Consider the following 24869-nt stretch of genomic DNA (forward strand, 5'->3'; position numbering starts at 1 on the left):
GGCACAGTAGAACTCCGCGCATGCTCGACGTGGAACTGGACCGGTTCAGGGAGCTGCACCCGCGCTGCGCGGCGCTGCACGAGCGGGCGCGGGGGTCGCTGTTCGGCGGGGTGCCGATGCCGTGGATGATGCTCTGGGCGGGTGGGTATCCGGTCGCCGTCGAGTCAGCCAGCGGGTCGCGCGTGACCTGCGCGGACGGCGTCGAGTTCGTCGACCTGTGCCTCGGCGACACCGGCGCGATGGCGGGCCATTCGCCGGCGCCGGTGCTCGAGGTCCTGCGCGCGCCGCGCGGGATCACCACGATGCTGCCGACCGAGGACGCGGCGTGGGTGGGGGAGGAGCTGACGCGGCGCTTCACGCTCCCTCGCTGGCTCTTCACTTTGACCGCGACGGACGCCAACCGGACGGCGCTGCGGATCGCCCGCATGCTCACCGGCCGGCCGCGCGTGCTCGTCTATTCCTACTGCTACCACGGGTCCGTCGACGAGGCGTTCGCGGTGGGCGAGGGCGGCGTGACGGTCTCGCGCGCGGGCAATGTGGGGCCGCCGGTCGACGTCGCGCAGACCACGACGGCGATCGAGTTCAACGACGTCGACGCGCTGGAATTGGCCTTGGCGAGCGGCGACATCGCGTGCGTGCTGGCCGAGCCGGCGATGACCAACATGGGCATCGTCCTGCCGGACGACGGCTATCACGACGCGCTGCGGGCGCTGTGCTCGACCTACGGCACGCTGCTGATCATCGACGAGACGCACACCTTCTCCGCCGGCCCGGGCGGGTGCACGCGGGCGTGGGACCTGGAGCCGGACCTGCTGACGATCGGCAAGGCGATCGGCGGCGGCGTGCCGTGCGGCGCGCTCGGCCTGTCGGCGCACGTCGAGGAACGGATGCTCGCCGCGGTCGAGGCCGACTACGAGGACACGGGCGGGGTGGGTGGGACGCTGGCGGGCAACGCGCTCTCGCTCGCCGCGATGCGGGCGACGCTCGGCTCCGTGCTGACCGACGACGTGTGGGAGCACACGATCCCGCTCGCCGCGCGGTTCGCGGACGGCGTCCGCGCCGGGTTCGGCGAGCGGGAGTGGAACGTGACCCAGCTCGGCTGCCGCGCCGAATATCGCTTCGAAGCCGCGCCTGCCCGCAACGGCACGCAGGCGCACCTCGCCTCCGATCCCGATCTGGAGCGCTACCTGCACCTGTTCGCGCTCAACCGCGGCGTGCTGCTGACGCCGTTTCACAACATGGCGTTGATGGCGCCCACGACGACCGCCGCGGACGTCGACCGTCACACCGCCGTATTCGCGGAGGCCGTCAGCACTTCGGGACGTTGACGATGTCGAGCTGCTTGCCGCTGTCGAGCAGCATCAGCTCGAGCGCCTGGGCGACGGCGCCGGAGCTCGCCCCGCCGCGGTAGAGCGCCATCAGCGCCTCCTCGGGGGTGCTCGCGGCGCCGAGCAGTGACTCGACGCCGCCGAAGTCGTAGGAGACGCCGTCGATCTTGACGATGCCGTGGTTGTCGCGCAGCGACTGGGCGATCTCGTCGTTGGAGGGGCGGCGGCCGCGGTTCATCGCGACCTTGTCGGCGAGGCGGGTGAGGGCGACCTGGCGCAGCGTCTCGAGCTGGTCCTCGGTGAAGTCCAGGCGGATGTCGTGGCCGGGGTCGTCCGGCGCCTTCCCGCCCGTGGCCTGGATGATGCCGCCCGTCAGCGAGGGGTCGACGTTCTGCAGCAGCAGCGACCGGGTGGGGGTGCCGACGACGTTGCCGTCGGCGTCCTTCTTCGTCGTCACGGCGATGCCGACGTCGTTGTAGCGGGCGAACGCGACCGTGTCGGTCGTGCCGTCGGCGTTGTGGGTCTCGGTCACGCGACCCTCGGAGCTGCCGACGCGCCCGCCGAGCTTGAGGCCGCCGAGCTTGGCCTCGAGGCTCGTGACGTCGGTGTAGACGAGGGTCTCGGCCTTCGTCGGGTTGACCGTGCCCGGCGTGCCTTCCTTCGGGAGCTTGCCGGAGCTCAGGAACGCCTGGTAGGCGTCCCAACCGGCTTGGTTTGAGATGTCGATGTCGACCGCGTGCAGCTTGCCGTCGGCGAGGTCCTTGCTGTTGCCGAGCGAGAGCGCGACGTCCTTGTAGCCGACGCCGAGCTTGAGCGCCTGCTTGACGAAGTCCGAGTCGCCGACGAGGACCCGCACCGTCGTCGGGCTGATGCGCTTGACGCCGCTGGACACGCGGTGCCCCTCGTCGTAGCCCAGCTCGACCTGGATCGCGCGGTAGGACGCCTTGGCGTTCATGCCCGCGTAGGTGTCCTCGGTGAGCTGGACGCTCTCGCCGTTGTGGATCGTGGTCGGGTCGACCGGGTTGGGCGGCGGGCGCTTGCCGTCGGCGATGTCGTCCGCCTGGCCGGGATCGACGGTCACCTGGTAGGTCGAGCTCTGGCCGAGATACCCGCTCAATGACCCGCCGGCCTTGGCGCCCTTGGCCTCGGCGTTGGCGCTGAGCTGGAGCTTCGTCTGCACCGAGAGGTTCTGCCACGGGCAGCCGTTGGCGTCCATCGCGGTCGGCGTGCGCTCGACCTTGATCTCGCCGCTGGCCTGCACGGACACGCCGGGCCCGCCCTTGGGCATGCACTTCTCCGGGTCGCGCTCGTCGTAGGTGCAGGTGACGGTGGCCGAGCCGGGGAAGGGGAGGACTCCGAGTGGGTGATCGGTGAGCGACGGGCCGTCGAGGTCGCTGTCGCCCACGCCGGGCTGGCCGGGCTGCGTCGGCGCGGCGGCGTCGCAGTCCTGCTGCAGGATCGAGCAGATCGCGTGCTTGATGCCGCCGGCGATCGCGGGCGCGGGCTGGATCAGGACCAGGGCGGCGATGACCGCCGCGACGAGCAGCAGGATCCCCAGGTACTCGGCGGCGGTTTGTCCGCGCTCGTCGCGCATCGTGGGCTCGACAGTAGGTCCGCGCGGCGCGTATGACCATGGGTCGCGGGTCTCAACTCTGGCGTGGGACCTGCCGATCTGCCTTGTGTGGGAATTCCGTCCTATCGTGGCGCCTTCGGTCCCGAACAGGCCGCGCGGCTGTTGTGGCGCGCCGGTTTCGGGCCCAAGCCCGGGCAGGCGGAGACGCTCGCGAAGCTGGGCCTGCATGGCGCGGTGCGGTCGCTCACACGTCCGGGTTCGAAGCGGCTGAGCGGGCCGAACCCGACCGACGGCAAGGGCGCGCTCGCGCCCAAGGACGCCTGGGGCCACGACCACCTGTGGTGGCTGGATCGCATGGTCCGCACCGAGGCGCCGCTCGTCGAGCGCATGACGCTCGTCTGGCACGACTGGTTCGCGACGTCGAAGTCCGGCGTGCCGCAGCGGCTGATGCTGCAGCAGAACACGCTGCTGCGCCGCCACGCGCTGGGCAACTTCGAGGAGCTGGCGCTCGACATCACCCGCGACCCGGCGATGCTGCTGTGGCTCAACGGCACGTCCAACAACCGCTGGGACGTCAACGAGAACTACGCGCGCGAGCTGCAGGAGCTGTTCTGTCTCGGCGCCGGGCACGGCTACAGCGAGGGCGACGTCCGCCAGCTCGCCCGCGCGTTCACCGGCTTTCGCAACGACTGGAAGGACTCCGGCCCGACGCGCTTCCGCTTCGACCAGAAGTTCCACGACGCGGGCGCCAAGCGCATCTACCGCAAGCGCGGGAAGTTCGGCTGGCAGGAGGGCGTGCGGCTGGTCACCCGCCATCGCCGGCATCCCGAGTTCATGGTCACCAAGCTGTGGTCGTATTTCATCCCGTCGAAGCCGTCGCCGTCGACGGTCAAGGCGCTCTCGCGGATGTACGTCGCGGGCGGACGCGAGGTGCGGCCGCTGCTGGAGGTGATCCTCGCCCACCCGGACCTGTACGCGGGCGGGAAGCGGATGGTCAAGCCGCCGGTCGTGCAGGCCGCGGGGATGCTGCGCGCGGTCGGCCGCGGGATCGACACCGACGCGTGGGCGTGGCTGTGCGACGGCGCGGGGCAGTACCTGTTCCTGCCGCCCAACGTGAGCGGGTGGGACGACACGCGCTGGCTGGACACGGCGACCTTCCGCGCCCGCTGGCAGATGGCGCAGTACATCTGCGAGCCCGCACGGCTGGACCCCGAGAAGGACGCGCCGAACGTGCCGAACGCGCCCGCCGAGCTGGTCTCGGAGGCGGTCGCGTTCTGGGGCTCGCCGGCGATCTCTTCGACGGTTCGCGCCGGCCTTGAGAAGTACGCGGCCGACACGTTGGCCACCGCGACCGAGAAGTGGGAGAAGACCGTGACGCCCGTGCTCGCGCTGAACGCGCTACGGATGCTGGTCGCCACCTCGCCCGACTACCTGACGAGCTGAGCATGGACTGTTGCGACGAACACGCCCGCGCGTCGGCCGGGCTCCCCGCGATCGAGGCGGGCATGCCCGAGCCGGCCGGCACCGGGCTCTCCCGCCGCTCCTTCCTGCTGCGCTCGGCGGGGCTGGGTCTGGCCGTCTACGGGGCAGGCGCGCTGGCCAAGGCGCCGTGGTTCGAGACGGGGGTCGCGCAGGCGCAGGCCGCGGGACCGGGCACCGTGTTGTTGAGCGTCTTCATGGACGGCGGCGTGGACTCGCTGTCGCTGCTGGCGCCGGTGGGGGACCCGCGGTATCGGGCGTTGCGGCCGACCTTGGCGGTGGACGGTGGGCGGGAGTTCACCGAGGATTCGCGGTTGGCGTGGCATCCGTCGGCTTCTGCTCTGGCCGATCTGCACGCCGAGGGCAAGGTCTCCGTGCTGCCCGCGGTCGGCTACACGAACGCGGACCAGTCGCACTTCACCTCGCGGCATTTCTGGGAGGTGGGCGCGCTCGATCCCCATCTCCGGACCGGCTGGCTCGGGCGGGTGCTGGATCGCGTCGGCTCGCCGGACAACCCGCTGCAGGGCGTGTCCCTCGACGGGCAGCTCTCACCCACCTTGGCGACGGCGCGCAACCCCGTCGCGGCGATCAACAAGCCGGAGGACTCGGGCTTCTGGACGCCGGGCGCGTGGGGGTCCGCGGAGGACCTGGCGGTGCCGGCGTTCACGAACATCGGTCACGCGCTGCGCGGCTCTGCCGATCCCGCCGTCGCGCAGGCCGCGCAGGCGGCGGCGTTCGCGGGTGGGGTGCGTGACGCGCTGGCGCCGCTGGGCGCCGACGGCAAGCCGGCCTACACGCCCGCCGCGGCCTATCCCGAGACCTCGGATGCCTTCCCGAAGCGGCTCGCTGGCTTTGCGGCGATGCTCGGCGCCGGGTTGCCGGTCCGCGTCGCCTCGATCAACGCTCCGGGCGCGTACGACACGCACGCCAACCAGGCTGCGTCGCTGCCCAAGAACCTCCAGCTCACGTTCGACTCGCTGCTCGCCTTCCAGCGCGACGTCGAAGCGCGCGGGCTCGCCGACCGCGTCCTGGTGCTGGTGTGGTCGGAGTTCGGGCGGCGCGCCCAGGAGAACGGCTCGGGCACCGACCACGGCGCGGCCGGCTGCGGATTCTTGATCGGCTCGCGGATTGCGGGCCGGATGGTCGGCGAGTTCCCGGGCCTGTCGCAGCTCGACAAGGACGGCAACCTGCGCGCGACTTCGGACTTCCGCGGCGTCTACGGCGCCTTGTGTGGCGACTGGTTCGGCGTCGACCCGGCGGCCGTGTTGCCGGACGCGCGGGGCATCGGCCGCCCGGTGATCCTCAAGTGAGTGGTCACGAATCCACCTGTGAGGTGGATACGTGACCACTTCGCGCCGGATCGTTGCCGCGGCGGTCGCCGTCGGCGCGCTCGCGGCGCCCGCTTCGGCCGCCGCGCCTGCGCGCGTCCTGGTCGAGGCGACCGAGTTTCGCTTCACGCTGTCGCGGACGACGGTCAACGCCGGGCCGGCGATCGTCCAGCTCGCGATCCGCGGCGAGGACCCGCACGACCTGCGGCTCGCTCCGCCGCGCGGGCATGCTTCCGCGTGGCCCGCCACGGTTCCGGAGACGCTTCCGGGCGCGGTCGCCGAGTGGCGCGGGAAGTTGACCAAAGGTCGCTGGACGCTGTACTGCTCGTTGCCCGGCCACAAGGCCGCCGGCATGCGCGCGACGCTGACCGTGAAGTAGCGCCTGCCAAAATAGAGAGGTGGCCGACATCGCCTCCAACCGCTCCGCGTCCTACCGCTACCACTTGATGGACAAGTGGGAGGCCGGCATGGTCCTCACGGGTACCGAGGTGAAGTCGCTGCGCGACGGCAAGGCGCAGCTGAAGGACGGCTACGCCGCGATCCAGAACGGCGAGGTGTGGCTGCACAACGTCCACATCCCGCCCTACGGCCCCGCCACGCGCGAGAACCACGAGCCCGAGCGCCCGCGCAAGCTGCTCATGCACCGGCGCGAGATCGAGCGGCTGATCGGCAAGACCAAGGAGAAGGGCCTGACGCTCGTCCCGACGCGGATGTATTTCGCGGACTCCAATCGCGCCAAGGTCGAGATCGCGCTCGCCCGCGGCAAGGACGTCGGCGACAAGCGCCAGTCGATCAAGGAGCGCGAGATGAAGCGCGAGATGGAACGGTCGTTCAGGCGCTAGTGAACCCGAGGTCGAGCGGCCCGGCGGGGATGATCCGCTTCGGGTTCAGCTCGTCGTGGGTCGTGTAGTAGTGGCGCTTGATCTCCTCCAGCGCGAACGTCTCGGCGATGTGCGGCTGGTTGTAGAGGTCGGTCGTGTAGCGCAGGAGGTTCGGGTACTCGATCAGGCGCTTGCCGTTGCAGCGGAAGTGGGTGTGGTAGACGGCGTCGAAGCGCAGCAGCGTCGGCAGCAGGCGCCAGTCGGCCTCGGTGATCCGGTCGCCGGCGAGGTAGACGCGCTCCTGCAGGTGGGTCTCCAGCCGCTCGAGCGAGGTGAAGACGCCGCGGAACGCCTCGTCATAGGCCTCCTGCGAGCGGGCGAACCCGGCGCGGTAGACCCCGTTCTGGAGCTCGCTGTAGATCCACTCGTTCAAGCCGTCGATCTCCTCCTGGAGCTCCGGCGGGTAGAGGTCGCCGCCAGCCCAGTCATTGAAGATGCGGACGATGTCGGCGGACTCGTTGGAGACGATCAGCCGGTCCTCCTTGTCCCACAGCACGGGGACCGAGACGCGGCCGTCGTAGCCGGGATCGGTGGCCCGGTAGGCCTGCTCGAGGAAGTCGAACCCGTTGAGCTCGTCGGTGAAGCGCCCGCCGGTGAAGGCCCAGCCGCGCTCGTCGCGGTACGGGTCGGCATAGGAGATGTCGAGCACCTCGCTTAGACCGAGGACGGCGCGGACGATCACCGCTCGCTGCGACCAGGGGCAGGCGAGGGCGACGTAGAGGTGGTGGCGCTCAGGACCGCCGTGCGGGCGGCCCCGGAAACGCGACTGCTGGCGAACGAAGGCTCCGGAGGTCACGCCATCCAGTATGGAAGGGCGAATTTTCCGGAGATTGCGGAATCAACGCGTTCTGACCCCTTGTGCCGTACGGCACGTGGCGAAAAACTGTTCTTAGACGCGGAGGTCGGAGACGCAAAGAGCGAGGCCATGAGGCGAAAGGCCCGCCGCCCGAAGCGAGTCGCTCAGTGCTTGCACTGGAAGACTCACGGAGGGACCTCGAGCGGCTCCCTCCGCGTCTTCTTCTTTTAAAGCTTCAACCAGATTTCAGATCTGGTGGGGAAGCTCGGCACAGCGTGACGGAGCCGCTCGACCGGCACCTCACCCACGATGGCGATCGTCGCCGCGTGCAGGAAGTCCGCGATCTCGGCGCCCGTGATCGTGCAGCCGACGACGATCCGCCGCTCGCGGTCGACGATCCAGCGCGTCGTCCCCGGCGCGTTGCGGCCGTAGAAGGACCCGCCGGCGTTGCCCGACGTCGACGTCTCGACGATGTCGAAGATCAGCCCCGCCTCCTCGGCGGTCTCGCTCGTGTGGCCGACCGCCGCGACCTGCGGCTCGGTGAAGATCACGCGCGGCGAGAGCGGGCCGTCGGCGCCGTGGGAGATCACGTGGTCGTGGCCGAGCACATGGTCAGCGGAGATCCGCGCCTGGTACTTGCCCATGTGGGTGAACAGCGCCTTGCCGTTGACGTCGCCGATCGCGTACAGCCAGTCGTGGCCGGGGACGCGGTTGTGGGCGTCGACGTGGATCAGTTCGCCGGGCTTGAGCCCGACGACCTCGAGCCCGAGGTCCTTGGTCAGCGGCGTGCGGCCGAGCGCGACCAGGACCTTGTCGGCGAGCACCGTGCCGCCGTCGGTGGTCGTGACGGTGATCGTGCCGTCGTCGTGCTGCTCGATCGCCTCGGCCTTCTGCGCCGTGCGGATCTCGACCCCGTAGTCGCGCAGCGCGGCGGTCAGCTGGACGCAGGCGAACTCCTCCTCGTTGGGGATGAGCCGGCGCGCGCCCTCGATCAGCGTCACCTGGCTGCCGAGCGTCTGGAACGCCTGCGAGAGCTCCACGCCGACCACGCCGCCGCCGAGCACCACGAGCCGTTCGGGGATCTCATGGGTGGTCGTCGCATCGCGGTTCGTCCACTCGCCGTCGATGCCGTCCAGGCCGGGGATCGGCGGCAGCTTGGGCCCGGAGCCCGGCGCCAGGAAGACGGCGCGCTTGGCCGCGATCTCCTCGCCTGAGACGGTGACCCGCCGCTCGCCGGAGAGCCGCCCGTGGCCGCGGATCAGCTCGATCCCGCGGTCCTCGAGCCACGGCAGCTGGGCGTCGTCGGAGAGGTCGTGGACGATCTGGTCGCGTCGCGCGAGCACCGCCGCGACGTCGAGCTTGCCGGTCACCGCTTCGGCCGCGCCGGGGATCCGCTCGACCTCCGCGAGCGCCTCGTAGGGCCGCAGCAGCGCCTTCGACGGCATGCACGCCCAGAACGAGCACTCGCCGCCGACCAGCCGGTCCTCGACGATCGCGACCTTCAGGCCCTTCTCAGCCAGCCGCCCCGCCGCCACTTCGCCGGCCGGGCCCGCGCCGACCACCACCACATCGAAGCTCCGCATGGACTCGCACCCTAACGGCCGTTAGTGTCCTTGCGTGACACGCCGGGCTGCCGGATTGGCGGGTGCGCTCTTGAGCCTCGTCATCGCCGCGCCCGCGCCCGCGTTCGCCCCGCCGGAGCTGTTCGTCCGCCCGCAGACCTGGAACACGCACGAGCCCGCGGGCGACTGGATCCCGCTCGCGACGGCACCCGCGCTCAACTATCTGGGTGGCTACCTGATCGGCTATCGCCTACAGGCGTCAGGGCAAGCGAACGAGTTCCAGCGGGTCGCGCTCTCCGTGACCGGTGTGCCCGACGGCAGCCCGACACAGCCCTCCGCGTCGTCGCCGTTCTGCGTCGGCCGCGCGGGGGTGCCGGGGACGATCGTCGAGGCCGGCCCCGAGCTGCAGTTCGAGGGCAACGGCGCGTACAGCGTCAGCGTGTCGGTCGGTGCCGACCGGGACTGCCAGACCGCGGGCGCGTCCACCGCTGGGGCGTTCTCCGTCGACGTGCACGTCGCGCCCGTGCAGGTCGGCGAGCCGCAGAGCTTCCGCGTGGCCCCGCTCGCGGGCAATCCGTTCGTCGGCGTCCAGGCGCCCGTGCCGCCGGGCGGCTCCCCCGACGTCCGCTGCGCGCTCAACGGCACCGTGGCCGCCGACGGGTCCATCACCGGCGCGGTGGTCGTGCCGGATGGGAGCTTCGATCACCCTGCCGTGGTCGAGCGGGTGTTCCCGCGCCCTGGGCCGTGGGCGTGCGTTGCCCGCGGCGTGGTCGAGGGGCAGGATGACAACCGCGACACGGTCATCTTCGGCACCCCGTGGTCGGCGCCGCTGCCCGTCGACGTCCGCAGCGACTTCCGCCGCCGCACCGGCACCGTCTCGCGTCCCAAGGCATCGCGCGTGGGGTTCACGTTCGTGGCCGAATGGCCGGAGCTCGCCGGCGGTGGGCGCGGCACCGTCACGCTCTCGCGCGCGACCGGGTGCAAGGGCGCGCGGTTCAAGCTGCGCAAGGTGCAGACCGCGAGCGGGACGTTCGACGCCAAGCGCATGCGGCTCGAGCTCAAGCGCCCGAAGGCCGGGTTCTACCTCGGGCGCTTCGCGTTCTCCGGCACGCGGTTCCTGCGCAGCGGTGACGACCCGAACCCGATGCTCGTCCTCGCCACGCGCGCAAAAGTCGGCTTCTCCGACCCGAAGGCCTTCCCGCATTGCCCGGGCTACCGCCCACGTCTACAATGAACGGGCATCACCAACCCCGGGGACGACAGGCTTCGACGTGGTCGGTTCGTGGGGGCGGTTGCGAGTCGAGGTACCGGAGGCCTCGTAAAACCCCGGTAACAACAAATGCGAATTCTCGCACGGCCGTGGCGACCAGCCACGACTTCCCGCTCGCCGTCTAGCCGAAACTAGGCAGTGAGTCTCGGCCCCCGGAGCCTGCGACGGGATCAGGCCGAGTCAGATAGCAGGACTACTGGAGGATCAGCCCGCCTGAGCTGACCAAAGGGAAATTCGATCAGGCTGGCGCCCCACAACCTCGCCGGTGAAGCGAGTGGGGAGCGAGATTTAGAGCACCGGATACGCTCGTAGATACCGTTCTTTACGCGATCGCGGACGCGGGTTCAATTCCCGCCGTCTCCACTGGTAAAGGCCGTTGCGCAGGACCACGAATTCGGTCCCTGTGCAGCGGCTTTTGTCGTTCTTGGGCGCGAAGCGCCGCGCACTCGAAACCCGCTGCTGGACGGTGGAGGTCGGCACGTTCACACGAGGTCAGTGTGCGACGAAGCCGCCGTCGACAGGTAGGGCGACGCCGAGGACGAAGCTGGCGCCGGGGCTGGCGAGCCAGAGCACGGCGGCGGCGATCTCGTCGGCGCGGCCGACGCGGCCGATCGGCTGGTCGCGCATGACCTGTTCCATCGCTTCGGGCTGGTTTTCGATCAGGTCGGCGGCCATCGGGGTGTCGATCACGCCGGGGCAGACGGCGTTGATGCGGATGCCGAGCGGCGCGTAGTCCATGGCGGCGCTCTTGGTCAGGCCGATCACGCCGTGCTTGGCCGCGTGATAGGACGCGCGGCCGGCTTGGCCGACGAGGCCGCCGAGCGAGGAGCAGTTGACGATCGCGCCGCTCTTCTGCGTGCGCATCTGGAGCAGTTCGTGCTTCATGCAGGTCCAGATGCCGCGCAGGTTGATGGCGGTCACGCGGTCGAAGTCCGCCGCGGGTTCGTCGGCGATGTCGCCGGTGTAGCCGACGATGCCGGCGTTGTTGAAGGCCATGTCGAGGCGGCCGTAGGTCGCGACGGTGCGCTCGATCATCGCGGCGACCTGTGCCTCGTCGGCGACGTCGCAGGTGACGCCGATCGCCTGATGGCCGGCCGCCGTCAGTGCGTCGGTGGCGGCGCGCAGGGCGTCCGGGTTGATGTCGGCGAGCACGACAGCGGCGCCGGCATCGGCGAAGGCCTGCGCGGTCGCGAGGCCCATGCCGGAGCTTGCGCCGGTGACCAGGGCGACCTGACCGTTGAAGTCATAGGTGGGGGTCACGCGATCTCGGCCGTGGCGAGCGCCAGTGAGCACGACAGGTCGCGGTGGGCGTCGATCTGTGCCTGGCGTTCGGCGAGCTTGTCTTCTGCTTGGGCGATCGCGTCGGCGCCGGCGATGAAGCGAAGCGGCGGCTGCGGCTCGCCGGCAAGGGTCACCAGCGCCTGCGCGAGCTTGGCCGGGTCGCCGCCCTGCTTGCCGTTCATCCCGTCCCAGAACGCACGCTGGCCGGCGTTGCGCTCGGCGTAGTCCTCGATCGACGCCGGCGCGTAGTTCGTCGACTCCTGCGTGAGTAGCTCGGTGCGGAAGAAGCCGGGGTTTACGACCGTGGCGTGGATGCCGAAGGGCTCGATCTCGGGCGCGAGCGACTCCATCCAGCCATCGACGCCGAACTTCGACGCGGCATACGCGGACCCGTACTCAAAGCCCGCGAACCCGGCCGAGGAGGAGATCGTGATCACGTGCCCGGAGCGCTGGCTGCGCATGACCGGCAGGACCGCGCGCGTCACGTTCATCGGGCCAAGCAGGCTCACGGCGAGCTGGCGCTGCATCTGCTCGGGCGTGAGCTCCTCGAAGAAGCCGGCGTAGAAGCTGGCCGCGTTGTTGACCAGGACGTCGACGGAGCCGAAGCGCTCGATCGTGGCCTCGACCGCCGCGTCGATCTGCTCGGCGTCGGTGACGTCGAGCGTGAGCACGAGGAGGTTCTCGGCGTCGCCGAGCGCGCTGGTGACGGTGCCGGGGTTGCGCCCGGTGGCGACGACGTTGTGTCCGGCGGCGAGGGCGGCGGTGGCGATGTCGACGCCCAGGCCGCGGCCGGCGCCGGTGATGATCCATGTCTTGGTGTCAGTCATTGCCCTTCCAAGAAAGCGCGCGCCGACGAACAGTGGGAGTCTCTGTCGACCCAGGTACTGGCAGTGCCTCCCACTCCTGGCCATCCGGATCTAGGCTCGATGTCGTGGACACCAAGGACGAGATCCGCGAGTTCCTCACCTCGCGCCGGGCGAAGCTCACGCCGCAGCAGGCCGGGCTGCCGGTCTTCGGCGGCACCCGCCGCGTGCCGGGCCTGCGTCGCGAGGAGGCGGCGATGCTCGCCGGCGTCAGCGTCGACTACTACACCAAGATGGAACGCGGCGACCTGCGCGGCGTCTCCGAAGGCGTCCTCGACGCCCTCGCCCGTGGGCTCAGGCTCGACGACGCCGAACGGACGCACCTCTTCGATCTCGCTCGCGCCACCGGCCCGACCGCGCCCACGCGCCGCCGCCGCGGCGCCCCGCAGCGCGTCCGGCCGAGCGTGCAGCGCATCATCGACGCGATGACCCACGCGCCCGCGCTGGTGCAGAACGGCCGCGGGGACGTCCTGGCCGCCAACCGCCTCGGCTACGCGCTCTACTCCGAGATGGACCTCGCGCCCGGCCAGCCCGCCAACCACGCCCGGTTCGTCTTTCTCGACCCGCGCTCGGAGCGCTTCTTCGCCGAGTGGGACCGCGTCGCCGACGACACCGTGGCCATGCTGCGCACCGAGGCCGGCCGCGACCCGCACGACCGCAACCTCACCGACCTCGTCGGCGAGCTCTCCACCCGCAGCGAGGGCTTCCGCACCCGCTGGGCCGCGCACAACGTCCGCGCCCACCAGACTGGCAGCAAGCGCTACCACCACCCGGTCGTCGGCGATCTCGAACTGACCTACGAGATCCTCGAACTCGCCGCCGACCCCGGCCTCGTTCTTCTCGCCCTCAGCGCCGAGCCCGGCACCCCGTCACACGACGCGCTCAACCTGCTCGGAAGCTGGGCCGCCACCACCTCGCACGCCGCCGAACCGGCCTGACGCGGCCAGCAACGGAAAGATTCGGAAGCCATGCAGATCGGCGCCGTGTACCCGCAGCCCGAGCTGAGGAGCAGCCCTCTGCAAACTTCCCTGGAAAGCCCGGGATTTCGTAGCCCGATGCACCCGCCTTCTCCACTCCTCACCGGACCTCGGCCCCGAACTCGGGGCCGAGGCTGTTTCGGGCCCGCGTTTCGGCGAACCGGCTCCGACACCCGGCTATCCACGAGGCCGGAGCAGCGGGTGGCGCATGAAGAACGCGTACATGGCCGCCGTGGCGTCCGGGCCCGCCGGGTCGGCGTAGGGCTGTGACCCGTCGCCGCCCGACCAGGCGTGATCCATGCCGTGGACGAGCCAGTACGACGCCAGCTCGGCGCCGGTCTTGTCCGCGTAGGTGCGGACCGAGTGGGAGCGGATGCCGGAGGAGACGTGCGACTGCGTCGTCGCGGGACGGCTCACCACGGAGCCGTTCGTGGCTCCGTCGTCGGCGAGGTCGCCGGTGAGCAGCCACTGCTGCAGCAGCTGGTCGCCGTTGACGGGCGGCACCGTGGTGTCGTCGTCGCCCTGGAAGGCGATCAGCGGGACGGGGCGCGCACGCGGGCCCATCTCGCGGTAGGCGGCTCGGCCCGCCTGGTCGGGATCGGCGCTCTTATAGCCCGCGCACGTCGCCGTGGCCGCGTACTCGCAGCCCGAGCCGACGCCGATCGCGGCGTAGTAGTCGGGGTAGGTCGCAGCCATCACCGAGGCCATCGCGCCCCCGGCCGAGAGCCCATCCACGAAGACCCGCCGCGGATCGACCGCGTAGGTGTTCTCGATCAGGCTGGTCACCGCCGCGATCCGCGCGGGTTCGCCCGCCCCGCGGTGCATGCTCGAATCCAGGAAGAAGTTCCAGCACTTCATCCGGTTCGAGCCGTCATCCTGCTGCGGGAATAGGACGATGAACCCCTTGGCCTCCGCCAGGGCATCCCATCGCGTCAACCGCCGGAACCCATCCGCGGTCTGCGTGCAGCCGTGCAGCGCGACCACCAGCGGCATGGGCGTTGCCGGCGTGTACGTCGACGGGACATACAGCTGGTAGTGGATGCCACCCTCCGGGCCGCCGTAGCCCCCGCTCGAGAGCGTCCCGGTGGCAGCGGTTGCTGTCCTTGGCCACAGCGCGGCGGCCGCCAGCAGCGCCACGGCAAGCAGGAGTCCAAGGATCTTCCATTCGGTTCCATGTGACGGGATAGGTGTCATGCGGCCAACGGTCGGCCGCCACGAGGGGAGCCGGGATCCCCTTGATCGGGGGAACTGCGCCGAGCCGCGGCCCGTCAGTGCCCGGCACGGAAACCGTCCGGTGAACACCGTCCCAAGGCCGATACGTTCGGGCGAGAGCCCCGGAAGCCGCGTTGCCCGTGCCCGAACCGTCCATCATCCCCCGCGGCGCGCTCTTCGCGCCAGGCCGCGTGACCGTGGTGTCGGCGCCTGCGGGGAGCGGGAAGACGTGTCTGCTGCGTTGGTGGATCAGCGAGGCGGGGCGGTCGTCGAGCACCTGCTCGAGGACCTGGGCTCGATCGAAACCCCCCTGTGGCTCGTGATCGACGACCTGCACGAGTTGCATTCGCTCGAGGCGCTGCGCGATCTCGCCCTGCTGGCGATGCGAGCCGCCCCAGAGCTGCGGTTCGTGCTCTCGACCCGCGGGGAGCTCCCACTCGGCCTGCACCGCCTGTGGCTCGAGGGCGCGTTGACGGAGGTGCGGGCCGACGATCTGCGCTTCTCGCTCGACGAGGCGCGCACGCTGTTCGACCGAGCCGGGGTGCAGCTGTCGGAGCGGGCGCTGGTGCGGCTCTACGAGCGCACCGAAGGCTGGTGCGCGGGACTGCGGCTGGCCGCGTTGTCGCTGGTCGGCCATCCCGAGCCCGAGCGCTTTGCGGCCGAGTTCTGCGGCAGCGAGCGCACAGTCGCTGCGTACCTGCTGGCCGAGGTCCTCGAGCGGCAGCCCGAGGACGTCAAGCAGCTGCTGCTCAGGACCTCGATCTTGGAGCGCGTCAACGGTCCGCTCGCCGATCGGCTGACCGGAGACTCGGGCGGCGAGCGCGTCCTGCAGGAGCTCGAGCAGGAGGGCGCCTTCGTCGTCTCGCTGAACGCGCAGCGCAGCTGGTTCCGCTACCACGCGCTGTTTGCCGACCTGTTGCAGCTCGAGCTGCGCCGCACCGCGCCCGCGCTCGTTGCCGAGCACCACGGCACGGCCGCGAGCTGGTTCGCGCGGCACAAGTTCCCGATCGAGGCGATCCGCCATGCCCAGGCCGCGGAGCACTGGACCATGGCGAGCCGAATGCTGTGCGACCACTGTCTCACGCTGCGCACGGGAGGGCAGTGGGCGACGGCGCAAGCGCTGCTGGCGCGATTTCCGGACGACGTCATCGCCGCCGATGCCGAGCTGCCGCTGTTCCTCGCGGTCGACGAGATGCTCGGCGGATCGCTCGTGCAAGCCGAGCGGATGCTCGCGCGCGCCTCCGACCGGTCGGCGTCGCTGCCGGTCGAACGGCGCAGGCGCCTTCAGGCGCGCGTCGCCGTCCTGCACCTCTGGGTCGCGCTCCGGCGCTGCGATCCCCCGGCGGTCGTCGCGGAGGCCGGGCGGCTCCTCGGCCCGATCGAGGCGCCCGACAGCACCGGGCCGCGGCTCAATGACGAACTTCGCGCGATGGCGCTGTCCTGCCACGGCATCGGCGACCTCTGGAGAGGCCAGTACGCGGACGCCGAGCCGTACCTCGAGCAGGCGCGCGAGCTGGCCCACCGCACCGGGCAGTGCTACGTCAAGGTGAGCGCCCTCGCGTACTCGGCGGTGCCGCTGATGTATCGCTCGTTCATGCTCGCACGCGAGACATGCGCGCAGGCGATCGACGAGGCCCATCAGCACGGATGGGACGAAGCGCCGATCGCCGGCATCGCCCACACCGTGCGCGGCGTGCTCTTCGTGTGGCAGGGGCATCTGGACGAGGCGCAACGGTGGCTCGACATCGCACAGCGCACGGTCCGGGCGGAAGCCGTGCCCGCGGTCGGCCTCTGGCTGCGGCTCGCCCGGGGCCAGCTCGAGCTGGCCCGAGGGCGCGACCATGAGGCGCTGACCGCGCTCACCGCGGCCGTCCACTTCGACGACCTCCTTGCCACGCGGCATCCCATGGCCGGGCAGACCCGCGGGCTCATGCTGCAGGCGATGCTGCGGCTCGGCGACGCCGACGGCGTCGAACGGGCGCTCGCGAAGCTCGACGGAGAGCTTCGCGAGGGGCCGGAGCTGCGCAAGGCGACCGCCGCGCTGCGGCTCGCGCAGGACGACGCGGAGGCGGCCACAGAAGCGCTCGCGCCGGTCATCGACGGGTCTGCTCCCGTGGTCTATCGGGCCTGGCTGGTCGAGGCGTTCATTCTGGAGGCGCTCGCGCGCGAGACGCTCGGAGACGCTGGCGCGACCGGGCGCGCGCTGGAACGTGCGCTCGATCTCGCCGAGCCCGACGGCGCGCTCTGGCCGTTCCTGCTGCACCCCGCGCCCGAGCTGCTCGCGCGCCATGCGCGCCACCACACCACCCACAGCGCTCTGGTCCGCGAGATCCGCAGCCTGCTGTCCGGCCGGCTGCGGGCGTCGCCGCTCGACGTGCCAGAGCCGCTGCTCGAGCCGCTCAGCGAGAGCGAGACGCGCCTCCTGCGCTATCTGCCGACCAACCTCTCCGTGCCCGAGATCGCCGAGGAGCTCTACGTGGCCGCGAGCACCGCCAAGACCCACGTCAAGCACATCTACGGCAAGCTCGGAGTCCACAGCCGCGCCGAGGCGGTCGAGCGCGCACGCGCCCTCGGGCTGCTCGCGCCCTCTTCGCTCGAACGACGATGAGACGGCGGCGGCGCGCATTGAACGCGCCGTGTCCGCCGTGCGTAACAGCCTCAGGCACGCCTCATTGAGAGCTTGAGAGGGAGGTCGCGGGGAATGCTGCGCAACGTCCTGTCGGTCGCGTTCGGCTTCGCGCTGGCGACCTTCGCGGTCGCCTGCGGGGCGAGTCCGCCTCCGCAACTCGAGCAGAGCGCGGTGGCCAAGCCCACACGCAGCCTCCCGCTCACGTTCTTGGAGAATCGCGGCCAGACGGACCCGCGCGTGCGCTTCCACGTCCAGGGCTCGAGCCATGCGTTCTTCCTGACGCCGGACGAGATCGCGCTCACGCTCCGCAAGCAGTCGGGCGCGGGCGTCAATCTCGCGCTGCGGTTTGTCGGCGCGAACCCGAACCCGGCGCTGACCGGCGACGAGCGCGTCAAAGCCGCGGCGAACTTCATCCGCGGCGGCCGCCAGCAACACGTGCCCGGCTACCAGCAGGTGGTCTATCGCGACCTCTGGCCCGGCATCGACATGGCGCTGCGCGGAAGCGACGGTGAGCTCAAGTACGAGTTCCGCGTCCACCCGGGGGCGGACCCGCGGGCGATCCGGCTCGCCTACCGCGGCGCGAGCGGGCTGACGCAGACCACCGACGGGGCGCTGCGGATCGACACCCCGCTCGGCGCACTGACGGACTCTCCGCCCGTCGCCTACCAGGACAGCGGCCGCGTGGACAGCCGCTACGCGCTCACCGGCCGCGACGGCTACGGCTTCGCGATCGGCAGCTACGACTCGACGCGCGAGCTGATCATCGACCCGAACCTCGCCTACTCGACCTTTCTCGGCGGCGCGAGCGACGACACCCCGCTCGGCATCACCACCGACGCCGCCGGCAACGCGTACGTCACCGGCTTCACGCAGTCGCCGGACTTCCCGACGACCGCCGGCGCCTTCGACCGCACCGGCTCGGCGAGCAACAACCTCGACGTCTTCGTGACCAAGCTGAACCCGGCCGGCACCGCCGCCGTGTACTCGACGTTCATCGGGGGAGGGAACTTCGACTGGGGTCGCGCGATCACCGTCGACAGCTCCGGCAACGCCTACGTGACCGGCCAGACGAAGGGCTCGAACTTCCCGACCACGGGCGGCGCCTTCGACCGCACCTTCAACGTCGACACCTGCCCCCGCTGCGGGATCGACCAGTACGACGCGTTCCTGCTCAAGCTCAACCCGACCGGCTCAGGGCTCGTGTACTCCACGTTCCTCGGCGGCACGCAGCTCGACGACGCGCTCGGGATCGCCATCGACGGCGCGCGCAACGCCTACGTGGCCGGCCAAACCGTCTCGAGCAACTTCCCGACGACCGCCGGCGCCTTCGACCGGACGCCCGCCGGCGGGTATGACGCCTTCGTCACCAAGCTCAACGCGACCGGCTCCGCCCTCGTCTATTCGACCCTGCTCGGGGGCGAGGACAACGAGCTCCCCGCCGGCATCAAGGTCGACTCGGGCGGCAACGCGATCGTCGGCGGCGGGACGCGCTCGACGGGCTTCCCGACAACGCCCGGGGTCTTCGACACGACCCAGAACGGCGGCGCTTTCGACGAGCGCTTCGACGGCTTCGTGACCAAGCTCAACGCGGCCGGCAACGGGCTCGTGTACTCGACGTTCGTCGGTGGCTCCAAGAGCGACTTCACCAGCGACTTCTCGGTCGACGCGGCGGGCAACACCTACGTCGCCGGCAGCACGCTCTCGCCCGACTTCCCGGTCACGCCGGGCGCCTTCGACAGCACGTTCAACGGCAGCGAGAGCTTCGCGCTGAAGCTGGATCCCGCCGGCTCGAGGCTCGTCTACTCGACCTTCGTGCCGACTGCGGCCGCCGTCGCGCCCGATGCGAACGGCAACGCCTGGCTCGCGGGCGGTCAAGGCCCGGGCGCGCTGATCACCCCGGACGCGTTCGCTCCGTTCTTCAAGGGCGGCGGCAGCGACGCCTACGTCGCGCGGCTGAACGCCACCGGCTCGGCGATCGACTTCGCCAGCTTCCTCGGCGGCTCCAACAACGAGGGCGCCATCGACCTCGCGCTGGACCCGGCCGGCGACATCTACCTCGCCGGCCACACGTTCTCCTCGGACTTCCCGACCACGACCGGCGCGTTCGACCGCACGTTCGCTGGGAACCTCGACATCTTCTGGGGCGAGGGGTTCGTGGCGAAGGTGGATGTGGACGCCACGGCACCGCCGGTCACCCCGCCGGCGCCGGCGCCCGCCGCGCCGGCGCTCGCGACCCCGGCCGACGCGGCCACCACGGCGAACCCCGTCACCTTCGACTGGGGCGAAGTGAGCGGCGCCGCGAGCTACACGATCCAGGTCGACGAGATCTCGGCGTTCGGCAACCCGCTCGTCGCGAGCGCAAGCGTCACCGCCTCGCAGTGGACGACCGGCGCGCTGCCCGAGGGCACGTGGTTCTGGCGGGTGCGCGCGGTCAACTCCGAGGGCACGCCGGGCGCCTGGTCAGAGACCCGCCGGATCACGATCCAGAACGCCCCGCCGCCGCCTCCGCCCCCGGTGCCGGGCGCGCCGTCGCTGACGAGCCCGGCCGGCGGCGCCTCCGTGACACAGCCGTTCACGTTCGACTGGAGCGACGTGGCGAACGCCGCCTGGTACACGATCGAGGTCGACGACTCGGCGAGTTTCAGTCAGCCGCTGGTGTGGGCGGCGACGACCACGCCCTCCCAACTCGCGACCAACTCGCTCCCCAACGGCACGCTGTTCTGGCGCGTGCGGGCGTTCAACTCCGACGGCATCGGGGGCGACTACTCCGCCGTTCGCACGGTCGTCGTCGGCCCCGCTCCCCCCGGACCGCTGGCGGCGCCGTCGCTGCTCTCGCCCGCGGCCGACGCCCGCTTCTCGCCGGGTAGCTCGATCACCTTCGATTGGAGCGACGTCAGCGGCGCGAACGGCTACACGATCCAGATCGACGACTCGGACAGCTTCTCCGCGCCGCTCACTCTCCAGCAGATCGTCAGCACGTCCCAATTCGCGACGAGCTCGCTGCCGACGCGGAGGCTGTGGTGGCGGGTGCGAGCCAACGACGGCGGAGCATGGTCGGCGGTGAGAAGGTTCGAACTGAAGAACTGAGGACGATCACGGCCCACATCTTCACTAGGCGAGTGAGGGGCGCCGGCTCGAACGGCCGGCGCGCTTGACCGCGTACATTGCGCGGTCAGCGCGTTCGAGGAAGTCGTCGGGGCTCTCGTGGGTGTCGTTGGTGACGGCGCTGCCGAGGCTCGCTCCGACACGTACGACCGGACCGTCATCGAGCGTGATCGGTGTCTCGATCGCGCTGATCATGCGGTCCATCAGGTGTTGCAGCGCCCCGTGGGCGGCGAGGTCGTCGACCAGCACGACGAACTCGTCGCCTCCGAGTCTCGCGACGGTGTCGTTGCCGCGAACGACGGCGTTCAAGCGCTGAGCGGTGGTGACCAGCACCTGATCGCCGGCGGCGTGGCCGTGGACGTCGTTGACCTGCTTGAAGCCGTCGAGGTCGGCGTAGATCAGGCCGATGCCGTTGTGGAAGCGGGTCATCCGCTGACGCGCCTGCGCGAGGCGCTCGATCAACAGGCGCCGGTTGGGGAGACCGGTGAGGCTGTCGCGCAGCGCCAGATCCTCGCGGCTCACGAGCCCGGTCATCAGCGCCGCCGCGGTCAAGGATGAGACCGCGCACGTCGCGAGGTAGGTCTGGGCGACGAGCAGCCCGTTGAACGCGCCGTCGGTCGCGAACGGGCCGCTGCCGGCCGCCGTCAGCGTCTCGACGAGCGCGCCGACCACGCACACGGAGGCGGCGGCCGCCCGCGTGCCCAGATGCATGCCGATCAGCCCGAGCACCGGGATCAGCGCGAACGGGAGCCCGAGCTCGGCCGACCACCCCCACGGCATCGCGACGGCGAGAGCGATGGCGAGGACGGCGAAGGTCCAGCTGCCCGACAGCTTGAACAGGGGCTTGGCCGGCGGCCGGGCGAGGCTGATGATCAGCGGGGCGACGACCAGCACGCCGACCGCATCGCCGATGTACCAGCGCCCGAGCCGCGGCCACAGCGGCGTCTCGCCGATCAGCCAAGGGAAGCCCGCGCCGATTGCCGCCCCGAGCGCGGGGCCGATGCACGCGGCGGCAACGATGAACACCCGCAGATCGCGCCGGCGCGAGAGGTCCGGGACCCGGCCGAGCCAGCGCTGGACGAGCACGGCCGACAGCACCGGCTCGCAGCCGTTGGCGACGCCTGACCCGAGCGACGACCACACGCTGGCGCCGTTGAGCAGGCTCGTCACGCCGTCGCCCGCGCAGATCGCCACGCAGTACGCCGGCCATTCCCGTCGCGGCCGCAGGATCAGCACCGAGACCGTGACGCCCGCCGCGGGCCAGAAGACGACGCCGGTCGTGCCGTCGCCGAACGACGTCTCGATGTCGACGAGCTTGTACAGCGCGGCGTAGACGAGCGCCAAACCCACTGCCGCCAAGACGAGTCGACCAGACGACAGGGGATCGGGCTCTCTCGAGCCCCGGGGAGGCACCACACCGCTGCGCACTGCCATCCGCCCTCCGACCTTCGATTGCGGGCCGAATGATCGTAGTGCGGCGTCGGCAGGGAGACGCGCGTGCCCACACCACTTCGGCACACTGGTCGGCCCCATTGCAGCGATGCCTGACCGTGGCAGGCTCACTGACCATGGGTACGTCTCCCACCCGCGGCGAGATCGGCCGGCGCGCGGTCCCGTTGATCCTCGCGGCGGCGCTGTTGCCGGCTGGGTCGGCGCGGGCGCAGACGCCGCAGGTCAGGCTCGCCGCGCCGTCGTCCTGCCCGGTCAATGTCAACTGCATCCCCGGCTTCAAGCGGGTGTACAAGATCGACCCGTCGGGCGCCTCCTTCGTGCGGTTGCGTGTCGCCGACGCCGGGGTTCAGGCGCTGGACGACGGCGTCGCGGAAGTCGCTGCGGTGTTCACGTCCAACCCGCAACTGTCGCGTCCGGACATCCTCCCGCTGCGCGACGACAAGCGCATGATTAGCCGCGACCACGTCGTGCCGGTGGTCCGTTCCACCGTGCTGCGCACGTACGGTCCGGCATTGCGCAGGGCCTTCGACGGCGCGTCGCGGCTGCTGACGACATTGCAGCTTCGAGGTCTCAACCAGCAGGTGATCGACGGGCGCCTCCCGGAGGCGGTCGGCGGTGAGTTCGTGGACGCCAACGGGCTCGGAGGCCCCGCCCGCCGGACGCGTAGCGGCCGTCAGATCGTGATCGGCTTCCAGGCCTTCGACGAGAACGAGACGCTCGCGTACCTGTACGCGGCGGCGCTGCGCGGCGCCGGCTTCCGCGTCAAGGTGCGCGCCATTGGCGGGCTGCGGCCCGAGACCGTCGCCGCGTTCCGGCGCAAGCGGATCGACGTGTGGCCGGGCTACTCCGGGTCGCTGCTCGGCTATCTGGGCGGCACCTCGCTGCGGGGCGCTCTCGCGAAGCTCGGCGCGACGCCGATGCGGCTCTCACCGGCCGAGGATCGCAACGCCTTCGCGATGAAACGCGACGTTGCCGCGCGGCTCGGGATCAGCCGGCTGTCCGACCTCGCGCGCTACTGGCCCAAGGCATCCAAGCCGGCGGCAACGGCACACGCGGCCCAGGCGGAGGAGCTCCAGGACGAGCAGTGGGCAGTCGCGCCGGATAGCGTGATCAACCTGCCGGGCGCGTGGCAGCTGTCCCAGGGCGCCGGCGTGACCGTCGCCGTCATCGACTCCGGCGCCCGGCTGGACCATCCCGACCTCGCACCGAACATCTGGACCAACTTCGACGAGGTTCCGGGCAACGGGATCGACGACGACCACAACGGCTACATCGACGATGTCCACGGCGTCGATCTGTCCACCACACAACCCGGTCAGGACGTGTCGGACGGGTACGGGCACGGCACGCACGTCGCGGGGATCATCGCCGCCGCGCTCAACGGTCGAGGCGTCGTCGGCGCCGCCCCGCAAGCGAAGCTGATGATCATCAAGATCTTCGACAACAGCGGCGCCGGCACCACCGGCTCGGTCGCCGAGGGCATCCGCTACGCAGCGGCCAACGGCGCGCGCGTGATCAACCTGTCGCTGACCAGCGACTCCAACGACGAGCGCGTGGCCGAGGCCGTGCAGGCCGCCGCGGCCGCGAACGTGCTCGTCGTCGCCGCCGCCGGCAACGCTGGGCGCGACATCGACACCGCGCCCGCGTACCCTGCGGCGCTCCCCGCGAGCAACCTGCTCGCCGTCGCGTCCACCGACCCCAGTGACGGGCGCAGCATGAGCGACTACTCGAACTTCGGGCGGCTCACCGTGCAGGTCGCCGCGCCCGGCGCGCAGATCCTTTCCACCGCCAACGACGGCAGCTACGTGGACATGAGCGGCACGTCGATGGCCTCGCCGATGGTCGCCGGCGTCGCTGCCCTGGTCGCCGGCGCCAACCCGCAGATCAGCGCCGTCGACCTGCGCGCGGCGCTGATGCAGAACGCCGACCCGTCGCAGCTGCCGGTCGCCGCCGGCTACGTCGACGCGCTGCGCACCGTGCTGGCCGCCACCGGCGGGGTCAGCAACGAGCTCACCCGGCCGCCGAAACTCAAGATCCTGACCGCCACCCGCAAGGGCCGCACGACGAAGATCCGCACGGCGGTCTCGGGCTCCACCGCCGCGGTCAACCGCTACCGCGTCTCAGTGAACTCACGTGCGGTCGCGCAACTCGAGCCGGGCCGTTCCCCGTTCACGGTCAAGCTCCGCCGCGGCGGGACGCGCGCGACGGTTGACGCGCTCGACGCGGCCGGCAAAGTGATCGCCAGCGCCAGCCGGCGGATCGTGAAACTGCGCAAGGGCAAGCGCGACGTCGGCACCGGAGGCGGCGTCCACACATGATCCGCGCGGTCGCGCTGCTGGTCGCCATCGCCACCCTGGCCGGCGCGCCGCCGGCACGCGGGCAGACGACGCTGACCATGAGCGGCGACCCGGTCGTGCAGGCCCTGGTCGCCGACCTCGCCTACTTCTACCGTCATTCCGTCCCCAACCCGCCGCAATTTGCGCTCTCGGGCGGCAACACGACCACCGGGATCGCCGACACCGAACGCGGCATCTCCGACGCCGGCCTGGTCTCACGCAACACGCTCGCGGACGACCCGGCGGACATCGTGCTGACCCCGCTGGCGCTCAGCGGCGTCTGCCTGATCTCCAGCCGCGGCAACCCGGTCCCAAGCCTCACCCGCGCGCAACTGCAGGATCTCGTCGCCGCACGCATCACGAACTGGAGCCAAGTCCCGGGCTCGCCGCGCAGCGACGCGATCGTGCCGGTCGGCCGCACCCTCGCCACCGGCGCCGGCCAGGTGTTCCGATCGGTCTTCGTCGACGTCGGGACACCCTTCGCCTGGAACCAGGTGACCCTGCTGACCTCAGCACAGGTCCGCGACTACGTCGAGCAGACACCGGGCGCCATCGGCTACGTCGACCTCGCGCTCACCAAGCCGGTCCACGTCATCAACTACGAAAACGTCGGCTGCACGCGCGCGACGATCAAGGACGGCAGCTATCCGGCGCGGCGCCCCCTCGGGTTGGCCACCCGCGGACAACCGCACGGCGCGCTCGCCCGCTTCCTGCGCTGGGCAACGACCAGCAAGAAGGCCCGCCAGGTGATCGCGAGCCGTTACATCCCCACGCGATAGTGCAGTACCCGGTGCGTC

The 24869-nt window shown here is 70.9% G+C and carries 18 protein-coding genes and 1 other RNA gene; 12 read left to right on the forward strand and 7 right to left on the reverse strand.

Going from position 1 to position 24869, the window contains the following annotated elements; all coding sequences use genetic code 11:
* The first annotated feature begins 20 nt into the window (after positions 1-20).
* Entirely contained in the window at positions 21-1328 is a 1308-nt protein-coding gene (locus OM076_RS33190) for a transaminase (protein WP_270044450.1), read from the forward strand.
* Here the strand turns inward: OM076_RS33190 and OM076_RS33195 are convergent.
* Positions 1309-2922: a Flp family type IVb pilin gene (locus tag OM076_RS33195; RefSeq protein ID WP_270044451.1), complete on the reverse strand. Its 1614-nt coding sequence runs from the start codon at positions 2920-2922 to the stop codon at positions 1309-1311. The genes OM076_RS33190 and OM076_RS33195 overlap by 20 nt on opposite strands.
* 87 nt (positions 2923-3009) lie before the next feature.
* Here OM076_RS33195 and OM076_RS33200 point away from each other — a divergent pair, with 87 nt between their 5' ends.
* From OM076_RS33200 to smpB, 4 genes are read left to right on the forward strand one after another with little or no spacing between them, the layout of a single operon-like run.
* Positions 3010-4344, forward strand: coding sequence for a DUF1800 domain-containing protein (locus OM076_RS33200; protein ID WP_270044452.1), 1335 nt, complete (start codon positions 3010-3012; stop codon positions 4342-4344).
* Between the two features lie 2 nt (positions 4345-4346).
* On the forward strand, positions 4347-5690 hold the full coding sequence (locus OM076_RS33205; RefSeq protein WP_270044453.1) for a DUF1501 domain-containing protein: 1344 nt from the start codon (positions 4347-4349) through the stop codon (positions 5688-5690).
* A gap of 31 nt (positions 5691-5721) precedes the next feature.
* On the forward strand, positions 5722-6087 hold the full coding sequence (locus OM076_RS33210) for a hypothetical protein (protein WP_270044454.1): 366 nt from the start codon (positions 5722-5724) through the stop codon (positions 6085-6087).
* Between the two features lie 19 nt (positions 6088-6106).
* The gene (gene smpB / locus OM076_RS33215; RefSeq protein ID WP_270044455.1) at positions 6107-6550 is read left to right on the forward strand and encodes an SsrA-binding protein SmpB; all 444 of its coding nucleotides are present in this window, start codon (positions 6107-6109) and stop codon (positions 6548-6550) included.
* Here smpB and OM076_RS33220 read toward each other — a convergent pair.
* Both OM076_RS33220 and OM076_RS33225 read right to left on the reverse strand, forming a co-directional pair.
* Positions 6540-7385, reverse strand: coding sequence for a glutathione S-transferase family protein (locus tag OM076_RS33220; RefSeq protein ID WP_270044456.1), 846 nt, complete (start codon positions 7383-7385; stop codon positions 6540-6542). The two genes, smpB and OM076_RS33220, sit on opposite strands and share 11 nt — an antisense overlap.
* Before the next feature lie 227 nt (positions 7386-7612).
* Entirely contained in the window at positions 7613-8968 is a 1356-nt protein-coding gene (locus OM076_RS33225) for a dihydrolipoyl dehydrogenase family protein (RefSeq protein ID WP_270044457.1), read from the reverse strand.
* 34 nt (positions 8969-9002) lie between these two features.
* On the opposite strand from OM076_RS33225, the gene OM076_RS33230 reads away from it, so the two are divergent.
* Both OM076_RS33230 and ssrA read left to right on the forward strand, forming a co-directional pair.
* Positions 9003-10181 (forward strand): hypothetical protein, encoded by a 1179-nt coding sequence (locus tag OM076_RS33230; RefSeq protein WP_270044458.1) that lies wholly within the window; start codon positions 9003-9005, stop codon positions 10179-10181.
* An 18-nt stretch (positions 10182-10199) separates the two neighbouring features.
* Positions 10200-10583, forward strand: a transfer-messenger RNA (tmRNA) gene (ssrA, locus tag OM076_RS33235).
* Positions 10584-10709: 126 nt separating this feature from the next.
* Here ssrA and OM076_RS33240 read toward each other — a convergent pair.
* Positions 10710-11477 carry a glucose 1-dehydrogenase gene (locus OM076_RS33240; RefSeq protein ID WP_270044459.1) on the reverse strand — a complete coding sequence of 256 codons (768 nt, stop codon included), beginning with the start codon at positions 11475-11477 and terminating at the stop codon, positions 10710-10712.
* Positions 11474-12325 carry an SDR family NAD(P)-dependent oxidoreductase gene (locus OM076_RS33245; RefSeq protein WP_270044460.1) on the reverse strand — a complete coding sequence of 284 codons (852 nt, stop codon included), beginning with the start codon at positions 12323-12325 and terminating at the stop codon, positions 11474-11476. The genes OM076_RS33240 and OM076_RS33245 overlap by 4 nt, the downstream gene beginning before the upstream one ends.
* Before the next feature lie 104 nt (positions 12326-12429).
* Between OM076_RS33245 and OM076_RS33250 the strand changes: the two genes are divergently transcribed.
* Positions 12430-13299 (forward strand): helix-turn-helix transcriptional regulator, encoded by an 870-nt coding sequence (locus OM076_RS33250; protein WP_270044461.1) that lies wholly within the window; start codon positions 12430-12432, stop codon positions 13297-13299.
* 216 nt (positions 13300-13515) lie between these two features.
* Here OM076_RS33250 and OM076_RS33255 read toward each other — a convergent pair whose 3' ends face one another.
* Positions 13516-14532 (reverse strand): extracellular catalytic domain type 1 short-chain-length polyhydroxyalkanoate depolymerase, encoded by a 1017-nt coding sequence (locus OM076_RS33255; protein ID WP_270044462.1) that lies wholly within the window; start codon positions 14530-14532, stop codon positions 13516-13518.
* Between the two features lie 247 nt (positions 14533-14779).
* On the opposite strand from OM076_RS33255, the gene OM076_RS46460 reads away from it, so the two are divergent.
* Both OM076_RS46460 and OM076_RS33265 read left to right on the forward strand, forming a co-directional pair.
* Positions 14780-17158, forward strand: a complete 2379-nt coding sequence (locus tag OM076_RS46460) for a winged helix-turn-helix domain-containing protein (protein ID WP_270044463.1) — start codon at positions 14780-14782, stop codon at positions 17156-17158.
* Between the two features lie 93 nt (positions 17159-17251).
* A complete protein-coding gene (locus OM076_RS33265; RefSeq protein ID WP_270044464.1) occupies positions 17252-20266 on the forward strand; it encodes a DUF7948 domain-containing protein in 3015 nt (1004 codons plus the stop codon).
* 24 nt (positions 20267-20290) lie between these two features.
* On the opposite strand, the gene OM076_RS33270 is transcribed toward OM076_RS33265, so the two are convergent.
* The gene (locus OM076_RS33270) at positions 20291-21634 is read right to left on the reverse strand and encodes a GGDEF domain-containing protein (protein ID WP_270044465.1); all 1344 of its coding nucleotides are present in this window, start codon (positions 21632-21634) and stop codon (positions 20291-20293) included.
* Between the two features lie 218 nt (positions 21635-21852).
* Between OM076_RS33270 and OM076_RS33275 the strand changes: the two genes are divergently transcribed.
* Both OM076_RS33275 and OM076_RS33280 read left to right on the forward strand, forming a co-directional pair.
* A complete protein-coding gene (locus tag OM076_RS33275) occupies positions 21853-24054 on the forward strand; it encodes a S8 family serine peptidase (protein WP_270044466.1) in 2202 nt (733 codons plus the stop codon).
* Positions 24051-24851, forward strand: coding sequence for a substrate-binding domain-containing protein (locus OM076_RS33280; RefSeq protein WP_270044467.1), 801 nt, complete (start codon positions 24051-24053; stop codon positions 24849-24851). Before OM076_RS33275 ends, OM076_RS33280 begins: the two co-directional genes overlap by 4 nt.
* The last annotated feature ends 18 nt before the right edge of the window (positions 24852-24869 follow it).

It is taken from the genome of Solirubrobacter ginsenosidimutans (genome assembly GCF_027587205.1).

Bases quoted from the DNA above. Each gene is read 5' to 3' on its own strand.
- OM076_RS33190 (WP_270044450.1), top strand. From the start codon at position 21: ATGCTCGACGTGGAACTGGACCGGTTCAGGGAGCTGCACCCGCGCTGC.
- OM076_RS33195 (WP_270044451.1), bottom strand. From the start codon at position 2,922: ATGCGCGACGAGCGCGGACAAACCGCCGCCGAGTACCTGGGGATCCTG.
- OM076_RS33205 (WP_270044453.1), top strand. From the start codon at position 4,347: ATGGACTGTTGCGACGAACACGCCCGCGCGTCGGCCGGGCTCCCCGCG.
- OM076_RS33225 (WP_270044457.1), bottom strand. From the start codon at position 8,968: ATGCGGAGCTTCGATGTGGTGGTGGTCGGCGCGGGCCCGGCCGGCGAA.
- OM076_RS33245 (WP_270044460.1), bottom strand. From the start codon at position 12,325: ATGACTGACACCAAGACATGGATCATCACCGGCGCCGGCCGCGGCCTG.
- OM076_RS33255 (WP_270044462.1), bottom strand. From the start codon at position 14,532: ATGACACCTATCCCGTCACATGGAACCGAATGGAAGATCCTTGGACTC.
- OM076_RS33265 (WP_270044464.1), top strand. From the start codon at position 17,252: ATGCTGCGCAACGTCCTGTCGGTCGCGTTCGGCTTCGCGCTGGCGACC.
- OM076_RS33275 (WP_270044466.1), top strand. From the start codon at position 21,853: ATGGGTACGTCTCCCACCCGCGGCGAGATCGGCCGGCGCGCGGTCCCG.
- OM076_RS33280 (WP_270044467.1), top strand. From the start codon at position 24,051: ATGATCCGCGCGGTCGCGCTGCTGGTCGCCATCGCCACCCTGGCCGGC.